The organism is Cupriavidus sp. MEYA8, assembly GCF_059278825.1.
In genome coordinates this window covers 890,697-904,428 of the sequence record NZ_CM181221.1, presented here as the reverse complement: position 1 = coordinate 904,428, position 13,732 = coordinate 890,697, and the positions used below count along the sequence as shown (strand labels likewise).

At 66.9% G+C, this 13,732-nt stretch carries 15 protein-coding genes and 1 tRNA gene; 7 read left to right on the top strand and 9 right to left on the bottom strand.

The window, feature by feature from the left end:
* Positions 1 to 52 precede the first annotated feature (52 nt).
* From rpoZ to AC5WJ1_RS04175, 3 genes are all read right to left on the bottom strand, one after another.
* The gene (gene rpoZ / locus AC5WJ1_RS04185; protein ID WP_006578656.1) at positions 53 to 256 is read right to left on the bottom strand and encodes a DNA-directed RNA polymerase subunit omega; all 204 of its coding nucleotides are present in this window, start codon (positions 254 to 256) and stop codon (positions 53 to 55) included.
* Between the two features lie 95 nt (positions 257 to 351).
* Positions 352 to 1,014, bottom strand: a complete 663-nt coding sequence (gene gmk / locus AC5WJ1_RS04180) for a guanylate kinase (protein ID WP_133094084.1) — start codon at positions 1,012 to 1,014, stop codon at positions 352 to 354.
* Between the two features lie 45 nt (positions 1,015 to 1,059).
* On the bottom strand, positions 1,060 to 1,995 hold the full coding sequence (locus AC5WJ1_RS04175; RefSeq protein WP_135704825.1) for a YicC/YloC family endoribonuclease: 936 nt from the start codon (positions 1,993 to 1,995) through the stop codon (positions 1,060 to 1,062).
* Between the two features lie 216 nt (positions 1,996 to 2,211).
* On the opposite strand from AC5WJ1_RS04175, the gene AC5WJ1_RS04170 reads away from it, so the two are divergent.
* The 5 genes from AC5WJ1_RS04170 to hemW all read left to right on the top strand — a co-directional run bounded on the left by AC5WJ1_RS04170 (position 2,212) and on the right by hemW (position 6,917).
* On the top strand, positions 2,212 to 3,246 hold the full coding sequence (locus AC5WJ1_RS04170) for a serine/threonine protein kinase (RefSeq protein ID WP_135704824.1): 1,035 nt from the start codon (positions 2,212 to 2,214) through the stop codon (positions 3,244 to 3,246).
* Between the two features lie 55 nt (positions 3,247 to 3,301).
* Entirely contained in the window at positions 3,302 to 4,216 is a 915-nt protein-coding gene (locus AC5WJ1_RS04165; RefSeq protein WP_133094081.1) for a PP2C family protein-serine/threonine phosphatase, read from the top strand.
* A 108-nt stretch (positions 4,217 to 4,324) separates the two neighbouring features.
* A complete protein-coding gene (rph, locus tag AC5WJ1_RS04160) occupies positions 4,325 to 5,044 on the top strand; it encodes a ribonuclease PH (RefSeq protein ID WP_133094080.1) in 720 nt (239 codons plus the stop codon).
* A gap of 14 nt (positions 5,045 to 5,058) precedes the next feature.
* Positions 5,059 to 5,676, top strand: a complete 618-nt coding sequence (rdgB, locus tag AC5WJ1_RS04155; RefSeq protein WP_133094079.1) for an RdgB/HAM1 family non-canonical purine NTP pyrophosphatase — start codon at positions 5,059 to 5,061, stop codon at positions 5,674 to 5,676.
* Positions 5,673 to 6,917 carry a radical SAM family heme chaperone HemW gene (gene hemW / locus AC5WJ1_RS04150; RefSeq protein ID WP_133094078.1) on the top strand — a complete coding sequence of 415 codons (1,245 nt, stop codon included), beginning with the start codon at positions 5,673 to 5,675 and terminating at the stop codon, positions 6,915 to 6,917. The genes rdgB and hemW overlap by 4 nt, the downstream gene beginning before the upstream one ends.
* 86 nt (positions 6,918 to 7,003) lie before the next feature.
* Here hemW and AC5WJ1_RS04145 read toward each other — a convergent pair whose 3' ends face one another.
* Complete coding sequence (locus AC5WJ1_RS04145; RefSeq protein ID WP_133094077.1) at positions 7,004 to 7,510, bottom strand: outer membrane lipoprotein; 507 nt, start codon at positions 7,508 to 7,510, stop codon at positions 7,004 to 7,006.
* Positions 7,511 to 7,822: 312 nt separating this feature from the next.
* Here AC5WJ1_RS04145 and AC5WJ1_RS04140 point away from each other — a divergent pair.
* Positions 7,823 to 7,912: transfer RNA gene (locus AC5WJ1_RS04140), tRNA-Ser, on the top strand.
* A 43-nt stretch (positions 7,913 to 7,955) separates the two neighbouring features.
* On the opposite strand, the gene AC5WJ1_RS04135 is transcribed toward AC5WJ1_RS04140, so the two are convergent.
* The 5 genes from AC5WJ1_RS04135 to AC5WJ1_RS04115 all read right to left on the bottom strand — a co-directional run bounded on the left by AC5WJ1_RS04135 (position 7,956) and on the right by AC5WJ1_RS04115 (position 11,905).
* Entirely contained in the window at positions 7,956 to 8,279 is a 324-nt protein-coding gene (locus tag AC5WJ1_RS04135) for a hypothetical protein (protein ID WP_494476523.1), read from the bottom strand.
* A 96-nt stretch (positions 8,280 to 8,375) separates the two neighbouring features.
* On the bottom strand, positions 8,376 to 9,551 hold the full coding sequence (locus tag AC5WJ1_RS04130; RefSeq protein ID WP_135704822.1) for an osmoprotectant ABC transporter ATP-binding protein OsmV: 1,176 nt from the start codon (positions 9,549 to 9,551) through the stop codon (positions 8,376 to 8,378).
* Positions 9,548 to 10,198, bottom strand: a complete 651-nt coding sequence (locus AC5WJ1_RS04125; RefSeq protein ID WP_133094239.1) for an ABC transporter permease — start codon at positions 10,196 to 10,198, stop codon at positions 9,548 to 9,550. Before AC5WJ1_RS04125 ends, AC5WJ1_RS04130 begins: the two co-directional genes overlap by 4 nt.
* A 22-nt stretch (positions 10,199 to 10,220) precedes the next feature.
* Positions 10,221 to 11,162 carry a glycine betaine ABC transporter substrate-binding protein gene (locus AC5WJ1_RS04120; RefSeq protein ID WP_135704821.1) on the bottom strand — a complete coding sequence of 314 codons (942 nt, stop codon included), beginning with the start codon at positions 11,160 to 11,162 and terminating at the stop codon, positions 10,221 to 10,223.
* Positions 11,163 to 11,188: 26 nt separating this feature from the next.
* Entirely contained in the window at positions 11,189 to 11,905 is a 717-nt protein-coding gene (locus AC5WJ1_RS04115) for an ABC transporter permease (RefSeq protein ID WP_133094073.1), read from the bottom strand.
* 675 nt (positions 11,906 to 12,580) lie between these two features.
* On the opposite strand from AC5WJ1_RS04115, the gene AC5WJ1_RS04110 reads away from it, so the two are divergent.
* Positions 12,581 to 13,519, top strand: a complete 939-nt coding sequence (locus AC5WJ1_RS04110; RefSeq protein WP_195428219.1) for a pirin family protein — start codon at positions 12,581 to 12,583, stop codon at positions 13,517 to 13,519.
* The last annotated feature ends 213 nt before the right edge of the window (positions 13,520 to 13,732 follow it).

Genomic DNA, 13,732 nt, shown 5'->3' with positions numbered 1-13,732 from the left:
ATGCTGGCACGTTGCGAGGATGAGCCATGGGCCGGCCGCTCGATCGGGTCGATCAGGTCGGGACCTTCTTCAGCATCTCGATGCCGACCTGGCCCGACGCGATCTCGCGCAGTGCCACCACGGTCGGCTTGTCCTTGGCCTCGACCTTGGGCGTGTGGCCCTGCACCAGCTGGCGCGCACGGTACGTGGCCGCCAGGGCGAGCTCGAAACGATTCGGGATGTGTTTCAGACAATCTTCGACGGTAATACGCGCCATATCAAATCCACCTTGGGACAAAACCTTGTGTTGGGTTGCTATTTTACAGCACGCGGCGGAAAACGCCGGCGGCGCCTGCGCTCGCGTGCCTCGGCTCAGTGGATGCCGAGCTCGATGAACAGCTCCGCGTGCCGTGCCTTTTGCGACGAAAAGCGCAGACGGGTGGCCCGAACCACGTTGCGCAGCTCTTCCAGCGCATCGTCGAAGACCTCGTTGATGATGACGTAGTCCGACTCCGACGCATGCGACATCTCGCTGCCCGCCGCCAGCAGCCGGCGCACGATCACGTTGGGCTCGTCCTGGCCGCGCTTCTTCAGGCGCTCTTCCAGCGCGGTCAGCGACGGCGGCAGGATAAAGATCTCGACCGCGTTGGAGAAGCGCTGGTGCACCTGCTGCGCGCCCTGCCAGTCGATCTCGAGCAGCACGTCGTTGCCTTGCGCCATCTGCTGCTCGATCCACACGCGCGAGGTCGCGTAGTAGTTGCCATGGACCTCGGCCCACTCCAGGAAATCGCCGCGGTCGCGCGCGGCGCGGAAGGCGTCGACGGTGACGAAGTGGTATTCGCGACCGTCCTGCTCGCCCGGGCGCGGCGCGCGCGTGGTGTGCGAGATCGACAGCCGGATGGCCGGGTCCTGCGCCAGCAGCGCGTTGACCAGCGTCGACTTGCCGGCTCCCGACGGCGCCACCACCATGAACAGGTTGCCCGGGTAGACGGTGTCGATGGGAGGATGCGGCGCGGTTTGAGACGTTTGGCTCATGATGATGATTCGGTGACTTCGGGGTGATTCTGGTTTTTTACTGCGTTATTCGAGGTTCTGGACCTGCTCGCGCATCTGCTCGATCAGCAGCTTGAGCTCCATCGAGGCATCGGCCAGTTCCTTGGCGGCGGCCTTGGAACCGAGCGTGTTGGCCTCGCGATTGAGCTCCTGCATCATGAAGTCGAGTCGCTTGCCGACCTGCCCACCCTTCTTCAGGATATGGCGGGTCTCGTTCAGGTGTGCCTGCAGCCGCGACAGCTCTTCCGCGATGTCGATGCGGATGCCGTAGACGGTGGCTTCCTGGCGGATGCGCTCGGCAATCTCGTCGCGGCTCATCGACGGCATGCCGGTGGGCGCGGCCAGGTTGAACGCTTCCTGCAGGCGCTCGGTCAGCTTCTGCTGGTGGTGCGCGATCAGCTGCGGGATCGCCGGCGTCAGGCGCTCGACGATCGCCAGCATGGCATCGACGCGCTCCATCAGCGCCGACTTGAGCGCCTCGCCCTCGCGGCGGCGCGCTTCCAGCAGCTGATCCAGTGCCTCGCGCGCGGCGCCGGTCACGGCTTCGCGCAGCGCGTCCTGCGACAGCTCGGGCTCGACCAGCACGCCCGGCCAGCGCAGGATCTCGCCCATGCGCAGCGTGCCGGCGCTGGGGAAGGTGCCGGCCACGGTGGTCTCCAGCGCGCGGATCTGCGACAGCAGGCTGTCGTTGAGCGCCAGCGTGGCGCCGCCCGAATCGGTGCGCTGCAGGTTGATGCGGCATTCCAGCTTGCCGCGCGACAGCTCGGCCATCAGCATCTCGCGCAGCGCCGGCTCAAAGGCGCGGCACTCTTCCGGGGCCCGGAACAACAGGTCGAGGAAACGCGAATTGACAGTGCGGAATTCCACCGAAACGGAGGCGGTGCGACCGCTCGGCTCGCCCTGTGCGTTGGTCAGTGGCGCCTGGCGCGTCGCCAGGCCATAGCCTGTCATGCTGTGGATCATTGGATGTTCTCGTGAGTGGAGGCGGCCCCGGGGGCGCTGGCGGCCCGCGGGCACCCTCCCCGAGCCTCCCGCAACCGGACCGGGAGCGCTCTCAAAACGTTGAAAGGAGGGCAACAATGCCCGTATTTGTGTTCTTTACAAGTGACCGATTAGCCCGGACAATCCGTTGGCAAATCTGCGGAGTCATCCGCGGAGGCAAATCCGGCCCCTATTCCCATGACAGAGTCCAAGGGCACGACACAACCGAAGAGTGCACCGCTGCCCGTCGGCACGCTGTTGTCCAACTATCGTATTGTAAAGAAGTTGGCCAGCGGGGGGTTCAGTTTCGTCTACCTGGCCACCGATGAAACCGGCGCGCCGGTCGCGATCAAGGAGTACCTGCCGTCGTCGCTGGCGCGGCGCAACCCGGGCGAACTGATCCCCGTGGTGCCCGAGGAAAACGCCGCGGCATTCCGCCTCGGCCTCAAGTACTTCTTTGAAGAAGGCCGCTCGCTGGCCCGCATTTCCCATCCGAGCGTGGTGCGCGTGGTGAATTTCTTCCGCGAGAACGCCACGGTCTACATGGTGATGAACTACGAGCTGGGCAAGACGCTGCAGGAGCACGTGCTGGCGGCCCGGCAGCAGGGCCGCGCCAAGGTGCTGCGCGAGCATTTCATGCGCAAGGTCTTCCACGACCTGATGAGCGGCCTGCGTGAAGTGCATATCCACAAGCTGCTGCACCTGGACATCAAGCCCGGCAACATCTACCTGCGCGAGGACGAGTCGCCGATCCTGCTGGATTTCGGCGCCGCGCGGCAGACGCTGACCATGGAAGCGGCGCGCTTCCAGCCGATGTACACGCCCGGCTTCGCCGCGCCCGAACTGTACGGCAAGCATTCCGACCTGGGGCCCTGGACCGATATCTACAGCCTGGGCGCCACGCTCTATGCCTGCATGGCCGGCATGCCGCCGCAGGAAGCCAACCAGCGCGAGAAGGAAGACCGCATGGGCGAGGCGCTGGTGCGGCTGCGCAGCAGCTATACCAACGGCCTGGTCGACCTGGTCGAATGGTGCCTGCGGCTGGTGCCGTCGGAGCGGCCGCAGAGCGTATTCAGGCTGCAGAAGGAACTGCGCGAGCAGACCAACGCGCTGAGCGGGCAGGCGCTGCTGGCGCCGCCGCCGGCCCCCGTCGAGCGCCCTGCCCCCGCTTCGCGCTTCCTTACGCTGCTGCGCCGCCGCGACGAGCCGGGCTCCGGCGCGAGCGTAGAATAAATCACAAATCGCGCCCATCGGGGCGCGGTGACCTTACTGAATTTCCGAAGCCAACATGCGATTCTCTGTCTACCAGGAAAGCAGGAAAGGCGGCCGCCGCGTCAACCAGGACCGCATGGGCTATTGCTTCACGCGCGACGCGCTGCTGATGGTGCTGGCCGACGGGCTCGGCGGCCACGCGCACGGTGAAGTCGCAGCGCAGCAGGCGCTGCAGACGCTGGCGCGGCAGTTCCAGGCCCAGGCCCGCCCGGCGATACGAAACCCCGCGGAGTTCCTGCAGGACACTATCATGCTGGCGCATCGCGAGATCCACCGCTACGCGGAAGCCAATCGCATGGCCGACGTGCCGCGCACCACGGTGGTCTGCTGCCTGGTCCAGCACGGCCAGGTCTACTGGGCCCATGCCGGCGATTCGCGCTACTACCTGTTGCGCAAGGGCCGGCTGCTGACGCGCACGCGCGACCATTCCAAGATCGAGAACCTGCTGCAGCAGGAACGCGTGCTGCCGATGCACGTGGCCAACCACCCCGAGCGCAACAAGCTCTACAACTGCCTGGGCTCGCCCAACCTGCCGCTGATCGACCTGGGCGGCCCGGTGCGGCTGGAGCCCGGCGATGTCGCCCTGCTCTGCTCCGACGGCCTGTGGGGGCCGCTGGACGACCAGGCGCTGGTCGACAAGCTGTCGCGGCTGTCGGTGGTGCAGGCGGTGCCGGCGCTGATCGAGCAGGCGCTGCAGAACGCCGGCGAAGGTGCCGACAACACCACCGGCATCGCCATGATGTGGGAGCTGGACAACAACACCACCGGGCCGGATTCGGTGATGACCGATACGCTGCCGCTGAACGCGTTCACCACGTCGATCCTGGACCGCACCGGCACGGACAGCGACCTGCTGTCCGAGGAAGAGATCGAGCGCTCGATCGCCGAGATCCGCGCCGCCATCGACAAGACCAGCAACCTGATGCGCTGACCCGGTTCGCGGGCGGCCTTTGCCCTTCACCGCGCGCCGGTATGCAGCGCGCGCGGGCCGGCGGCGGTAGAATCGCGGTCTCTCCCCCGATTCCGACCCGAACATTCCATGCGACCCAGCGGCCGCGCAGCCGATGCGCTGCGTTCCATCAGCCTTACCCGCCACTACACCCGCCACGCCGAGGGCTCAGTCCTCTGTGCCTTTGGCGATACCAAGGTGCTGTGCACCGCCAGCGTGCTCGCCAAGGTGCCGCCGCACAAGAAAGGCAGCGGCGAAGGCTGGGTGACGGCCGAGTACGGCATGCTGCCCCGCGCCACCCACACGCGCTCGGACCGCGAGGCCGCGCGCGGCAAGCAGACCGGCCGCACGCAGGAAATCCAGCGCCTGATCGGCCGTGCCATGCGCTCGGTGTTCGACCTGGCGGCGCTGGGCGAATACACCATCCACCTCGACTGCGACGTGCTGCAGGCCGACGGCGGCACCCGCACCGCTGCCATCACCGGCGCCTTCGTCGCCGCGCACGACGCGGTCGCCACGATGCTGCGCGATGGCCTGATTGCCGCCAGCCCGATCCGCGACCACGTGGCCGCGGTCTCGGTCGGCATGGTCGACGGCGTGCCGGTGCTCGACCTCGACTACGCCGAGGACAGCAGCTGCGACACCGACATGAACGTGGTCATGACCGGCAGCGGCGGCTTTGTGGAGGTGCAGGGCACTGCCGAAGGCGCGCCATTCAGCCGCGCCGACCTCGACGCCATGACGCGCCTGGCCGAAGCCGGCATCGCCCGCCTGGTGCGGCACCAGCGCGAAGCGCTCGGCCTGGCCTAAAGCGGGATCCGACCATGCAACGACTGGTACTGGCCTCCAACAATCCCGGCAAGCTGCGCGAGTTCGGCACGCTGCTGGCACCGCTCGGCTTCGACGTGGTGCCGCAGGGCGAACTGGGCATCCCGGAGGCCGAGGAGCCCTTCGTCACCTTTGTCGAGAATGCCCTGGCCAAGGCACGCCACGCCAGCCGGCTGTCCGGGCTGCCCGCGCTGGCCGATGACTCCGGCATCAGTGCGCGCGCGCTCGGCGGCGCGCCCGGCGTCTATTCGGCGCGCTATGCGCAGATGGCCGGCAAGCCCAGGTCGGATGCGGCCAACAACGCTTACCTGGTGTCGCAACTGGCCGGCAAGCTGGACCGCCATGCGCACTACTACTGCGTGCTGGTGTTCGTGCGCCATGCCGAGGATCCCTGCCCGCTGATCGCCGAAGGCGTGTGGCATGGCGAGGTCGTCGACGCGCCCCGCGGCGCGGGCGGCTTTGGCTACGATCCGCATTTCCTGCTGCCGGGGCTGGGCAGGACTGCCGCCGAGCTGTCGGCGGAAGAGAAGAACGCCGTCAGCCACCGCGCGCAAGCTCTGCGCGCACTGGTGGCCAGGCTGCAAGCCGACGCCGCGCAGCGCAACGGCCGATGATCCCGATCGTACCGGCCGGCAGCGCGCCGTCCGCCGCCTCCCCCGTCGACAGCAAGCAGCTGTGGCTCAAGCCCGGGCAGATCAGCCTGCCGGGGTCGCCGCCGCTGTCGCTGTACGTGCATATCCCGTGGTGCGTGCGAAAGTGCCCGTATTGCGATTTCAATTCGCACGCGGCGCCGGGCGCCGACAACCACGAGATCCCGGAAGAGATCTACCTGGACGCATTGCGCGCGGACCTCGAGCAATCGCTGCCGCTGGTGTGGGGCCGCCCTGTCCATACCGTCTTTATCGGCGGCGGCACGCCCAGCCTGCTGTCGGCCGCTGGCATGGACCGGCTGCTGTCCGATATCCGCGCCTTGCTGCCGCTCGATGCCGACGCCGAGATCACGATGGAAGCCAACCCCGGCACCTTCGAGTCCGACAAGTTTGCCAGCTACCGCGCCAGCGGCATCAACCGGCTGTCGATCGGCATCCAGAGCTTCAACGACCGGCACCTGCAGGCGCTCGGGCGCATCCATGGCGGCGCCGAGGCGCGCAAGGCGATCGATATCGCGCAGGCGAGCTTCGACAACATCAACCTCGACGTGATGTACGCCCTGCCCGGGCAGACGCTGGAAGAATGCCGGCAGGACCTGGAGACCGCGCTGTCGTACGGCACCACGCACCTGTCGCTGTATCACCTGACGCTGGAGCCGAACACGCTGTTCGCCAAGTTCCCGCCCGCGCTGCCGGACGACGACAGCGCGTACGAGATGCAGGACCTGATCGAGGCACGCACGGCCGAGGCGGGCTATCGCCACTACGAGACCTCGGCCTATGCCAGGCCGCATCGCGAGGCGCGCCATAACCTCAACTACTGGCGTTTCGGCGATTACCTCGGCATCGGCGCGGGCGCGCACGGCAAGCTGTCGTTCCCGCACCGCATCCTGCGCCAGATGCGGCACAAGCATCCCGCTACCTACATGGAGCAGGCGCTTGCCGGCAATGCCGTGCAGGAGGCGCGCGATGTGAGCGCCGACGAGTTGCCGTTCGAGTTCATGCTCAATGCGTTGCGTCTGACCGATGGCGTGCCGGCATCGAGCTTCCACGACTACACCGGGCTGCCGCTGCACACCATCAGCAAGCAACTCGCCGAAGCCGAGAAGAAGGGACTGCTGGAAGCGGACCTGACCACCATCCGGCCGACGGAGCTGGGGCGGCGCTTCCTGAATGACCTGCAGGAGATGTTCCTGAAGGACTGAGTTGTGGACGCTGCGGCGTCCCGGTAAGTCTCAACGAGAAAGGCCACGCAAGCGCGTGGCCTTCTGCTTTCTGACCGCCGTCAGCGTCAGTACGGCGTCGCCATATCGTTGGCCACGCGTGCGCGCATGCCCACTTGCAGGTTGCCCAGGTTCGACTGGGTCACCGTCGCGACGCGGCCGTCGTCCAGGCGCACGTTGACGCGATACGCGGTCTGCGTATTGCTGCCCGCACGCTTCTCGATCTGGTTGCCCGCTACCGCGCCGACCACGGCACCGCCGATGGTGGCCGCGGTCTGCCCGCGCCCGCCGCCGATCTGATGGCCCAGCAGGCCGCCGGCGGCACCGCCGATGACCGTGCCCAGCAGGCCAGAGCTGCCTTGCGTGGAGGTGATCGGCTCGATCGATTCCACACGGCCGTAGTACACCGAGCCGGCAGGCGCCTGCGTGGTGTTGGGGGTCTGGTAGCCCGGGGGCGGCGCCGTGTTGTAGCCGGTATTGCTGTAACCGCCGTTGTACGGCGCAGCACAACCGGCCAGCACCGCCACCGCGGTAGCTGCCGGCAGGATCAGCCATTTCTTGCTTTGCATTCGCATTTTGAGTTCTCCTCTGTTGCCAGTCGAAGCAGGGATTGCAGCACACACCGGCAGCAAACACCGGCGGCACACGCCGCGACCCCGTGCACTCCAATATGAGCAGCAGTCCCATGTGAAGGTTCCGCGGTGTCAGACAGACGCCGACAGCCGAGGCCAGCGGTGTGGCAGGAAGTTTACGCATGCCGCCTCGCCGCGCTGCAAGAGCACCCCGTTGCCCGCGTGGCCTTGTATAATGCGCGGCCTGACCTTCAGGTCGATGGCAACGCGGCGCCGAGGGACCCGCCCTTTCGCGCTACAATGCCCGCACTTTCCGGAAGCGTGGCCGAGTGGTTTAAGGCAGCAGTCTTGAAAACTGCCGATGGGGTGACCCATCCGTGAGTTCGAATCTCACCGCTTCCGCCAGACAGCAAGACGGCCCGCACCAGGCAACCGGTGCGGGCCCTTCTTATTTGGAAGTGGATTCGGGACTCTGCGTCAGCAACCGGTAGGCTTCCGCCTCAGAAATCTTCAGCCGGTACTTCTGAGCCAGCACGCGCGCAAAGGCGTGTGCCGAGTCCGGGTGACAGTACCGCAACTGCTCCCGGTACGCCTCCACTTCATAGCGCAGCCGCCAGCGTCGGCTGGCGAGATACAGCACGCCCATCAGCCCCCAGCTGCGCCAGAACTGGCGCACGTGGACCTTCTCGTGCTCGATCAGCGCGTCGCTGGCGCCGGGCCGCAGCAGGATCAGCGGCCCGGGCGTAAAGCCGTCAAACCCGCGCGGGATCAGCCAGCGGGTTTCGACGACGAGGCATAGCGGCTAGCGGCAGCAGCGGAGCATGTGTCAAGCATAGCCCGGATGCCCGCACTCTGCCGTGCGTTGCGCTCAGGCCGCCGCGCGCAGCGTCGCCGGCGCGGGAACCGCCGGCAGCGCCAGCGCCGACTGGCCGCGCGAGCGGCCGGAACTGAGGTAGCCCGCGATCGATTCCTGCGTCACTTCGCCCAGGTAGTCGCCGTCCGCGCCCATCACCGGCAGCCAGCTGGTGTTGTGCTGGTACATGCGCGACAGCACGATGCGCAGGTGCTCGTCGAACGCAGCGGTGACCGCGAACGGGCGCATCACGTCGCTGCACACGCCCTTGCCCGGGCGCGCGTCGCGGCGCGTGACATAGCCCAGCGCGCGCTGCGCATCGTCCACCACCGGCAGGTGGCGCACGTCGGCATCATCCATCACGCCCAGCGCCTCGGCCAGCGGCATGTCGGGGCGGCAGCTCGGCGGCATGGTGGCGGCGTCGCCGGCGCGCACCAGCAGCAGGCGCTTGAGCGTATTGTCGTGGCCGACAAAGGCCTGCACGAACTCATCGGCCGGGTGCGCCAGCAGCGCGTCGGGGTGGTCGAACTGCACCAGCTTGCCACGGCGGAACACCGCCACCTTGTCGGCCAGCTTGATCGCCTCGTCGATATCGTGCGAGACCATGATCACGGTCTTGCCGAGCTGGCGCTGCATCTGCAGGAATTCGTTCTGGATGCTCTCGCGGTTGATCGGGTCGACCGCTCCGAACGGCTCGTCCATCAGCAACACCGGCGCATCGGCCGCCAGCGCTCGGATCACGCCGATGCGCTGCTGCTGCCCGCCAGACAGCTCGCGCGGGTAGCGGCCGAGCATCAGGTTGGGATCGAGCTGCACCATCGCCATCAGCTCGCGCGCGCGCTCGCGGCACTGCTTCTTGTCCCAGCCGAGCAGGCGCGGCACGACCATGATGTTCTCTTCGATGGTCATGTTGGGGAACAGGCCGATCTGCTGGATCACGTAGCCGATCTTGCGGCGCAGGGTCACGCCGTCGATGCCGCGCGTGTCCTCGCCCTCGATGCGCACCGTGCCGGAAGTGGGCTCGATCAGCCGGTTGATCATCTTCAGCGTGGTGGTCTTGCCGCAGCCCGACGGGCCCAGGAAGACGCAGATCTCGCCGCGCGGCACCGTCAGCGACACGGCGTCGACGGCACGCACTTCGGTGCCGTCTTTCTGCTGGAAGGACTTGGTGAGTTGGTCGAGTTCGATCATAGACGGATCCCCTTCGGCGTCAGCGCCCGCTGCAACCACTGCAGGAAAGCGTCCGCCACGATGGCAAGCAGGCTGACCAGGACCGCGCCCACGGCCAGCTTGCTCATGTTGCTCTGGCTGATCGCTTGCAGGATCAGCACCCCAAGGCCACCCGCGCCGATGATGGCGGCAATGGTGGCAACCCCGATATTCATCACCACGGCGGTACGCACGCCGCCGAGGATCACCGGCACCGCCAGCGGCAGGTCGACCAGCCGCATCCGTTGCCAGGTGGTCATGCCGATGCCGCGGCCCGCTTCCTGGATGCCGGGGTCGACATTGGCCAGCGCGGTGTAGGTGTTGCGCATGATGGGCAGCAGCGAGTACAGGAACACCGCCGTCACCGCCGGCACGTAGCCGAGCGCATGGCCGAAGCGCGCGAAGATCGGGATCATCAGTCCGAACAGCGCGATCGACGGCAGCGTCAGCACGATGGTGGCCAGCGCCAGCAGCGGCGTGGCCAGCGCGCGGAAGCGCGTGATCACGATGCCCAGCGGCACCCCGATCAGGATCGCCAGCCCTACCGCCGAGCCGACCAGCGCGAGATGCTCGCCGGTCATTTTCAGCAGCGTGGGCCAGCTGTGCTGCAGGTAACCAAATATGTCCATTCGCAGGTCCATGCGGCCCTCCTCAGATCAGTCCGTGGCTGCGCAGGAAGTCCTCCGCGACCTTGTCCACCGGCTGCTGGCCGATGTCCACCTTGTAGTTCATGTCGGTCATGCTCTGGTTGTCGAGCTTGGCAGCGAGTGCATTGAGCAGGCCGGCTAGTTCCGGATGCTTGTCGAGCACCGGCTTGCGTACCACCGGCACCGCGTTGTAAGGCGGGAAGAAATGCAGATCGTCTTCCAGCAGCACGAGGTCGAAGCCCTTGACGCGGCCATCGGTGGCATAGACCAGGCCCAGCTCGACCTGGTTGTTCTTCAGCGCGGTGTAGACCAGGCCGGGGTCGAGCTGGATCACGTCGCGGCGCGAGAACGGCAGCTTGTACAGGTCCTTGAGCGGCTCCAGGCCATCCGGGCGCGCTGCGAATTCCATGTCGACCGCGAACGGATGGGTGGCGTCGGCGCCGGCCTTGCGCATCTGCTCGGCAAACGCCGACAGCGTAGTCACGCCTTTGCCGGCGCGTTCCTTCGGCATCGCCAGCGCGTAGGTGTTGTTGATGCCCGAGGCATCCAGCCACACCAGGCCGCGTGCGCCGTCCATCTGCCTGACGCGCTCATAGCTTTCCTTCGCGCCCAGCTTTTCCTGGACCTTGTTGAACACGATCAGCGCGGTGCCGGTGTAGTCCCAGACCACGTCGAGCTGGTTGCTCTCCATGGCCTGGCGCATCAGCGTGCTGCCCAGCCCGGCGGTCAGCTCGGTGGTGAGGCCCTTGGCGCGCAGGTACTTAGACGTCATCGACGACAGCAGCAGCTGCTCGGTAAAGTTCTTGCCGCCCACGCGGATCGGTGCTGCGGCAGCATCGGCGGCGTGCGCATCGGGCGCCGTTGCCAGCGCCAGCCCTGCCGCGAACGCGGTAACAGCCGCCACCAGCATCGCGGCGCGCCGCGCGCGGCGGCGGATAAATTGCATTGGATCTTTCATGTCGGCCCCTCTGTTCAGCGCACCAGCCCGCGGCGGCGCAGGTACACCTGGCCGGCAGCGGCGAACAACGCGTCCAGTGCCAGTGCCAGCAGCGCGGTGGCGGCCGCGCCCAGCAGCAGCAGCGACTGGTTGTTCAGGTAGATGCCCGGGAAGATCAGTTCGCCCAGGCTGTTGGCACCGATCAGGAACGACAGCGGCACCGTGCCGACGTTGATCACCAGCGCAATGCGGATGCCGGCCAGCATCACCGGCAGCGCGTTGGGCAGTTCCACGCGCACCAGCCGCTGCACCGGGGTCATGCCGATGCCGCGCGCCGCTTCCAGCAGCGTGGGCGAAACGTTGCGCAGCCCCTCGTAGGTGTTGCGCACGATCGGCAGCAGCGAAGCCAGCCACAGCGCCAGGATCGCCGGGCGCTCGCCGATGCCGAGCACTGCCAGCGCGAGTGCCAGCACCGCCAGCGACGGCACCGTGTTGCCGACGTTGAAGACCTGCATCAGCCGGTCGGCCCAGCGGCGCATGCACGGGCGGCTCAGCGCGATGCCGGCCGGGATGCCGGTGGCCAGCGCCAGCGTCATCGAGATCGCGACCAGGCGCAGGTGGTCGGCAACGTCGTAAATCAGGCGTTCCTGATATTTCCGAATCACATCGACGCCGATCCACGCGACCAGTGCGGCGATCGCGGCAAGCGTCAGTCCTGCCCAGGCGAAAGACCGGGCCGATTGCTTTGACATACTCTCCCCTTTTCCGGCCGGAAAAGAGCGCAAGACGCCACTTCCAGATCGCGGAAAACAATATGGGCTGGTGGTTGCGGAGATGTAGGCGCCACCCGCCCGGTTCAGATTGCATTGCCGCCATGACCGGCACGATTGCCGGCGGACGGTCTGTGGGCCTTCCGCGTTGGCGGGGAGCCCGATTGACGGGATGCCGGCATGCGGCCGGACATTCCCTGAAGCGGCGCAACCGGCGACGCTTCAAGCGTGGCGACCAGTTGGCCTGTGGCAGCGCAGGTATTGAGGTTTTTCGACGCGCCGCCGATCCATCGGCCGTTGACTGGCAAGGGCTGGCGCGGAATCGGCCACCTTGCAACTCACATCAACGGATGACAATGAGAGCGCTATTATAGCGATCTTCTTTTATTTTGTCATCTTTCCGCCTTCCGGCGCCAATTTTGCGGCAATTTTATGCTTTTGGGAGGCGTTCAGGGCACCGGTTTTCCCGGGCTTGCGGCGCCGGGTGCGCCGTTCCAATTTTGATAGCGACTCCTTCGCGCTATGCCTATGAGTAGAACAATCTGTTCCCTTCCCGCCCTCTACTCTTTCCCAGCCAAACCACTAAATTGACGGGGTAGCTGAAACGACGGGACCGCGCGGCACGATCGCAGCGCTTCCCGCCCACCGGAGAAAGACATGGACATCCGTACCCCCTTCACCACCGTTCCCGCCACCACCGCGGAAAGCGTGCAACGCTCGCGCACCGTGGACCGCGTCGTGCGGGGCATTGCCACGTCCGACGGCGCCGGCGTCAAGCTGACCCGCGTGCTGACACAGAACCTGCAGCGCCGGCTGGACCCGTTCCTGATGCTCGATGCCTTCGGCACCGACAGCAAGGACGACTACATCGGCGGCTTCCCCGATCACCCGCACCGCGGCTTCGAGACCATCACCTACATGCTGGCCGGCCGCATGCGCCATCGCGACAGCGCCGGCAACGAAGGCCTGCTGCAGAACGGCGGCGCCCAGTGGATGGTGGCCGGCGCCGGCGTGGTGCACTCGGAAATGCCCGAGCAGGAAGACGGCCGCATGGAAGGCTTCCAGCTCTGGCTGAACCTGCCGGCCGCGGACAAGATGACCGCGCCGTGGTACCGCGACATGCCGTCGGCCGAGATTCCGACGGTGGCACTGGACAATGGGGGCACGGTTCGCGTGCTGGCCGGCGCCAGCCATGGCGTGGCCGGCGCGGTGGCGCGCCCGGTGACCGAGCCGCTCTACCTCGACGTGCACCTGCCGGCAGGCCAGGTGTTCACGCAGGCGCTGCCGGCCGGGCATAACGCCTTTGTGTACGTGTACCAGGGCGAGGTGTCGATCGGCGACGAGGGCGACGACGGCGACCGCGCGGTGGTCGAGGCCCAGCGCATGGGCGTACTGGACAACGCCGGCACGGCTGACGGCGTGGTGGTGCGGGCCAACGCCGACGCGCGCTTCCTGCTGATCGCCGGCAAGCCGCTGAACGAGCCGATTGCGCAGTACGGCCCGTTCGTGATGAACACGCAGGAGCAGATCTACCAGACGCTGGCGGATTTCCGGGATGGGCGATTCGCGACCATCGCGGCTGGGAACGGTGCCTGAGGACGGGCTCCAGGCCGTCACCGCGCCGCCGGCTTGCGCCCCTCTCCCGCCCGCGGGAGAGGGGCGCAAGGGGAGAAAACAATCTCAAAGGCCGCCGCCTCCACCAGGAGGCCGCGGCTTTTTTTCGTGCCGCAACCGGCACGCGACTTGCAACCCGCCTGCAACCGTTGCAGGGACTGGACACTCGCTCGTTTCAAGCCTTCCATCCCCTGC

Bases quoted from the DNA above. Each gene is read 5' to 3' on its own strand.
- rpoZ (WP_006578656.1), bottom strand. From the start codon at position 256: ATGGCGCGTATTACCGTCGAAGATTGTCTGAAACACATCCCGAATCGT.
- gmk (WP_133094084.1), bottom strand. From the start codon at position 1,014: ATGAGCCAAACGTCTCAAACCGCGCCGCATCCTCCCATCGACACCGTC.
- AC5WJ1_RS04175 (WP_135704825.1), bottom strand. From the start codon at position 1,995: ATGATCCACAGCATGACAGGCTATGGCCTGGCGACGCGCCAGGCGCCA.
- AC5WJ1_RS04170 (WP_135704824.1), top strand. From the start codon at position 2,212: ATGACAGAGTCCAAGGGCACGACACAACCGAAGAGTGCACCGCTGCCC.
- AC5WJ1_RS04165 (WP_133094081.1), top strand. From the start codon at position 3,302: ATGCGATTCTCTGTCTACCAGGAAAGCAGGAAAGGCGGCCGCCGCGTC.
- rph (WP_133094080.1), top strand. From the start codon at position 4,325: ATGCGACCCAGCGGCCGCGCAGCCGATGCGCTGCGTTCCATCAGCCTT.
- rdgB (WP_133094079.1), top strand. From the start codon at position 5,059: ATGCAACGACTGGTACTGGCCTCCAACAATCCCGGCAAGCTGCGCGAG.
- hemW (WP_133094078.1), top strand. From the start codon at position 5,673: ATGATCCCGATCGTACCGGCCGGCAGCGCGCCGTCCGCCGCCTCCCCC.
- AC5WJ1_RS04145 (WP_133094077.1), bottom strand. From the start codon at position 7,510: ATGCGAATGCAAAGCAAGAAATGGCTGATCCTGCCGGCAGCTACCGCG.
- AC5WJ1_RS04130 (WP_135704822.1), bottom strand. From the start codon at position 9,551: ATGATCGAACTCGACCAACTCACCAAGTCCTTCCAGCAGAAAGACGGC.
- AC5WJ1_RS04125 (WP_133094239.1), bottom strand. From the start codon at position 10,198: ATGGACATATTTGGTTACCTGCAGCACAGCTGGCCCACGCTGCTGAAA.
- AC5WJ1_RS04120 (WP_135704821.1), bottom strand. From the start codon at position 11,162: ATGCAATTTATCCGCCGCCGCGCGCGGCGCGCCGCGATGCTGGTGGCG.
- AC5WJ1_RS04115 (WP_133094073.1), bottom strand. From the start codon at position 11,905: ATGTCAAAGCAATCGGCCCGGTCTTTCGCCTGGGCAGGACTGACGCTT.
- AC5WJ1_RS04110 (WP_195428219.1), top strand. From the start codon at position 12,581: ATGGACATCCGTACCCCCTTCACCACCGTTCCCGCCACCACCGCGGAA.